This is a genomic window from Lactiplantibacillus garii (assembly GCF_003885105.1).
Lineage (GTDB): Bacteria > Bacillota > Bacilli > Lactobacillales > Lactobacillaceae > Lactiplantibacillus > Lactiplantibacillus garii.
In genome coordinates this window covers 1-3,886 of the sequence record NZ_QWZQ01000086.1, presented here as the reverse complement: position 1 = coordinate 3,886, position 3,886 = coordinate 1, and the positions used below count along the sequence as shown (strand labels likewise).

Annotated in this window: 2 protein-coding genes, 19 tRNA genes and 1 rRNA gene; 21 read left to right on the top strand and 1 reads right to left on the bottom strand. The window is 47.5% G+C overall.

Annotated elements, in window-relative coordinates; genetic code table 11:
- The first annotated feature begins 9 nt into the window (after positions 1-9).
- The 20 genes from rrf to D1831_RS13865 all read left to right on the top strand — a co-directional run bounded on the left by rrf (position 10) and on the right by D1831_RS13865 (position 1,913).
- Positions 10-126 (top strand): 5S ribosomal RNA (gene rrf, locus D1831_RS13960).
- 7 nt (positions 127-133) lie between these two features.
- Positions 134-206 (top strand) — tRNA-Val (locus D1831_RS13955).
- Positions 207-209: 3 nt separating this feature from the next.
- Positions 210-282 (top strand) — tRNA-Lys (locus D1831_RS13950).
- A gap of 94 nt (positions 283-376) precedes the next feature.
- Positions 377-449, top strand: a tRNA-Thr gene (locus tag D1831_RS13945).
- Between the two features lie 16 nt (positions 450-465).
- Positions 466-537 (top strand) — tRNA-Gly (locus D1831_RS13940).
- 29 nt (positions 538-566) lie between these two features.
- A tRNA-Leu gene (locus D1831_RS13935) sits at positions 567-652 on the top strand.
- A gap of 13 nt (positions 653-665) precedes the next feature.
- Positions 666-739: transfer RNA gene (locus D1831_RS13930), tRNA-Arg, on the top strand.
- Positions 740-744: 5 nt separating this feature from the next.
- Positions 745-818, top strand: a tRNA-Pro gene (locus tag D1831_RS13925).
- A gap of 30 nt (positions 819-848) precedes the next feature.
- Positions 849-922 (top strand) — tRNA-Met (locus tag D1831_RS13920).
- Positions 923-937: 15 nt separating this feature from the next.
- A tRNA-Ile gene (locus tag D1831_RS13915) sits at positions 938-1,011 on the top strand.
- A 40-nt stretch (positions 1,012-1,051) separates the two neighbouring features.
- Positions 1,052-1,141 (top strand) — tRNA-Ser (locus tag D1831_RS13910).
- A 9-nt stretch (positions 1,142-1,150) separates the two neighbouring features.
- Positions 1,151-1,224 (top strand) — tRNA-Met (locus tag D1831_RS13905).
- Positions 1,225-1,227: 3 nt separating this feature from the next.
- Positions 1,228-1,302: transfer RNA gene (locus D1831_RS13900), tRNA-Asp, on the top strand.
- A 31-nt stretch (positions 1,303-1,333) separates the two neighbouring features.
- A tRNA-Phe gene (locus D1831_RS13895) sits at positions 1,334-1,406 on the top strand.
- 13 nt (positions 1,407-1,419) lie between these two features.
- A tRNA-Gly gene (locus D1831_RS13890) sits at positions 1,420-1,490 on the top strand.
- A gap of 4 nt (positions 1,491-1,494) precedes the next feature.
- Positions 1,495-1,569: transfer RNA gene (locus tag D1831_RS13885), tRNA-Ile, on the top strand.
- A 4-nt stretch (positions 1,570-1,573) separates the two neighbouring features.
- Positions 1,574-1,661, top strand: a tRNA-Ser gene (locus D1831_RS13880).
- A gap of 19 nt (positions 1,662-1,680) precedes the next feature.
- Positions 1,681-1,753, top strand: a tRNA-Glu gene (locus D1831_RS13875).
- 9 nt (positions 1,754-1,762) lie between these two features.
- A tRNA-Met gene (locus tag D1831_RS13870) sits at positions 1,763-1,836 on the top strand.
- A gap of 2 nt (positions 1,837-1,838) precedes the next feature.
- Positions 1,839-1,913, top strand: a tRNA-Asp gene (locus D1831_RS13865).
- A gap of 416 nt (positions 1,914-2,329) precedes the next feature.
- Here the strand turns inward: D1831_RS13865 and D1831_RS13860 are convergent.
- Positions 2,330-2,830: a hypothetical protein gene (locus D1831_RS13860; protein ID WP_125073419.1), complete on the bottom strand. Its 501-nt coding sequence runs from the start codon at positions 2,828-2,830 to the stop codon at positions 2,330-2,332.
- A gap of 153 nt (positions 2,831-2,983) precedes the next feature.
- On the opposite strand from D1831_RS13860, the gene D1831_RS13855 reads away from it, so the two are divergent.
- Entirely contained in the window at positions 2,984-3,727 is a 744-nt protein-coding gene (locus D1831_RS13855) for an MBL fold metallo-hydrolase (protein ID WP_125073418.1), read from the top strand.
- The last annotated feature ends 159 nt before the right edge of the window (positions 3,728-3,886 follow it).

Genomic DNA, 3,886 nt, shown 5'->3' with positions numbered 1-3,886 from the left:
TCTCAGTAGTGTGGTGACGATGGCAAGAAGGATACACCTGTTCCCATGTCGAACACAGAAGTTAAGCTTCTTAACGCCGAGAGTAGTTGGGGGATCGCTCCCTGCGAGGGTAGGACGTTGCCATGCATTTTTTGGAGGATTAGCTCAGTTGGGAGAGCGTCTGCCTTACAAGCAGAGGGTCACAGGTTCGAGCCCTGTATCCTCCATTTGAGCCGTTAGCTCAGTTGGTAGAGCATCTGACTTTTAATCAGAGGGTCGACAGTTCGAGACTGTCACGGCTCATTGTTCACGGTTCTTAATTGAATAAAGTTTCAAAGTTATTGTTGATTTATGTGGCTGGACATGATATGATGTTATAGTTGTGTTAAATCGTAACGCCGACTTAGCTCAGCTGGCAGAGCATCTGTCTTGTAAACAGGGGGTCGGAGGTTCGAATCCTCTAGTCGGCATTAACTGAATAATTATGCGGAAGTAGTTCAGTGGTAGAACATCACCTTGCCATGGTGGGGGTCGCGAGTTCGAATCTCGTCTTCCGCTTTGTACCAAAAGTTTCATCAAATAGTGTTGCCGGGGTGGCGGAATTGGCAGACGCACAGGACTTAAAATCCTGCGGTTAGTGATAACCGTACCGGTTCGATCCCGGTCCTCGGCATTATTATTATGAAGCACCCATAGCGCAATTGGATAGAGTGTCTGACTACGAATCAGAAGGTTGTAGGTTCGACTCCTACTGGGTGCATATAACGGGAAATAGCTCAGCTTGGTAGAGCACCTGGTTTGGGACCAGGGGGTCGCAGGTTCGAATCCTGTTTTCCCGATTAAGTAGTCTTTATGATTATTTGACAAATCGCGGTGTAGCTCAGCTGGCTAGAGCGTCCGGTTCATACCCGGGAGGTCGAGGGTTCGATTCCCCCTGCCGCGATAGGAATAAGCGCTTGGACCTTTAGCTCAGTTGGTTAGAGCAGACGGCTCATAACCGTCCGGTCGTAGGTTCGAGCCCTACAAGGTCCATCTACTAGTAATGGTGGACGTGTTCCTAGTTACATTATATGGAGGATTACCCAAGTCTGGCTGAAGGGAACGGTCTTGAAAACCGTCAGGTGGGTCAAACCACGCGAGAGTTCGAATCTCTCATCCTCCTTATTATTATCGCGGGATGGAGCAGTCTGGTAGCTCGTCGGGCTCATAACCCGAAGGTCGTAGGTTCAAATCCTGCTCCCGCAATTTGGTCCGTTGGTCTAGTTGGTTTAGGACGCCTGCCTGTCACGCAGGAGATCACGAGTTCGAGTCTCGTACGGACCGTTTAACAAGAATAAAACTTCATGGCTACAATGGCTCGGTAGCTCAGTCGGTAGAGCAATGGATTGAAGCTCCATGTGTCGGCGGTTCGATTCCGTCCCGCGCCATATCTGTCAATATGCGGGTATAGTTTAGTGGTAAAACCACAGCCTTCCAAGCTGTTGTCGCGAGTCCGATTCTCGTTACCCGCTTTTTGGGCCTATAGCTCAGCTGGTTTAGAGCGCACGCCTGATAAGCGTGAGGTCGATGGTTCAAGTCCATTTAGGCCCATTTTGGAGAAGTACTCAAGTGGCTGAAGAGGCGCCCCTGCTAAGGGTGTAGATCGCGCAAGCGGTGCGAGGGTTCGAATCCCTCCTTCTCCGTTGTTTTATTTATAAATATGACCCCTTGGTCAAGTGGTTTAAGACACTGCCCTTTCACGGCAGTAACATGGGTTCGAATCCCGTAGGGGTCATTATATTATCGCGGGATGGAGCAGTCTGGTAGCTCGTCGGGCTCATAACCCGAAGGTCGTAGGTTCAAATCCTGCTCCCACAATTGGTCCGTTGGTCTAGTTGGTTTAGGACGCCTGCCTGTCACGCAGGAGATCACGAGTTCGAGTCTCGTACGGACCGTCCTTATTTAAAAAGACATTCATTGGAATGTCTTTTTTTGTGGAATAAATTACTGTGTCGGAGAGCCCGAACGAATAATCATCAGTGCTTTAAACGTCAATGAATCAGCACGGTGCATTCATCACAGCACACGGGTAAGAGCATGCTATGGTTATTTTGATAGGCAACCACTAACCAACCTTCGTCTGGTATGCACGAAAGCGCTTCTACGGATAACGACGAGTGGGAGAGTGGGTTGGGTGCATGAGTGCTGAGGGAAAACGTTGGCGAATTGGCTACATTAATGATGAGCATGGCAAGGTTGAGTGTGTGAACGCCAACGACAACAAAAAAACGACTTCCCCGGAAAGTAAAGTCTCCAATGGGGAAGTCGTTTTGAATAGATTGAACACGTTGTAAGGCCGTCGTCCGCGTGATTAAGATTTTAATGAACGGACAAAGCTATAACGACTTTCATGGTAGTCGTAGTCGGAAGTAATGTACTTTGCAAACGGTTTGAATGACTCGCTGCGGAGCCAAACGGCATATTCAGAATCACGGTGCCAATTGGTGACGAGAACGAACGCCGCGTCATTTTTAGCTTCACGCAAAACCATAAAGTGCTTCAGCCCATCTGGCCGTTCGTAGTCGTGACGGAAGCTACTAAATTTAGATTGGAAAACTTTTTGTTCTTCAATTGGCAAATCGACAAAGATGAAGCTGGTCATCCCGTGCCAATCAGCCGTACCCTTGGAAAGCAGTACGTCGTAGGTTACTGGACTGGAAAAGACGGTTTTTTCACCGGTCAAGTCGAGCAACATATAACGATCTTCAGTGGCGTTGGCTTGCATTAAGAGTAAGTCACGGTCGGCGTGCTGTTGTTGAATCAGGGTCAAAATTTTGCGCGTCCCAAATGTTGCTGAAATTTTTCCACTCATCAAATATCACTCCTTAATTATTACACTTATATTATACGTGTTTTAATGACTAATTGAAAATATGTTCGGGCAACGGTTTCATTTTTCTCAGCCGCTAAGTTAAAATAGAATCAGCGAGGAATTAAAAACTAGGCTTGAAAGGAAATGGTTCTTGTGAAATTAACGGTTTTAGGCTATTATGGCGGTTATCCGTACGACGGGGTCGGAACGAGCTCGTACTTGGTTTCCGCGGGTGATTACCATTTATTGCTTGATTGTGGCTCGGGGGCGTTAAACGCCTTAGAGGAGATTCTTGATCCGTTGCAACTAGACGCAGTCGTTCTTTCGCACTATCACCACGATCACACGGCGGACGTTGGCGTGTTACAGTACTACTGGCAATTACGTCAGGGTGATCGTAAAACGCCTGAATTGCCAATTTATGGGCACACGGCCGATCCGTTAAACTTTGGCGCACTGACCTGGGCCGGTGCTACCGTTGGTCGGGCTTACGATCCTGCTAAAATTAACCCAATTGGACCGTTTGACGTCAGCTTCATGCCAACTAAGCACCCGGTGCCCGCGTACGCGGTTAAAATTGTTGAACGGGCAACTGGTGAACAATTAACGTTTTCAGCGGATACCGCCTACTTACCTAAGTTGGCCGATTTTGCTCAGGGGTCACAGTTGTTAATGACGGAGACCAACTTTGGCGCTGCTAAAACTGGGAAAATGTGGCACATGACGTCGGCACAATCGGGAGAAATTGCTAAGGCGGCCCACGTTAAACGGCTACTGTTGACCCACTTACCACAGGACGTGCCGTTTGAACAGTTACGTGCGGAAGCACAAACGGCGGCCGGTAGTGGCGTTGAAGTCGTCGTTGCTCAGAAGTATTTACAATTAGATTTAAGTTAGAACTTTGTCGCCCGGTTTTGAAAAACCGGGCTTTTAATATCTCGTAATTTTCATTGCGATTTTATAGTAATAATAAGAAAAAACAACATTGTTCACAACCTAGTTAACTACAAGTGTTGCAAAAAAAGGGATTCAATCCAGAGTTATGAAACAAATAAT

Bases quoted from the DNA above. Each gene is read 5' to 3' on its own strand.
- D1831_RS13860 (WP_125073419.1), bottom strand. From the start codon at position 2,830: ATGAGTGGAAAAATTTCAGCAACATTTGGGACGCGCAAAATTTTGACC.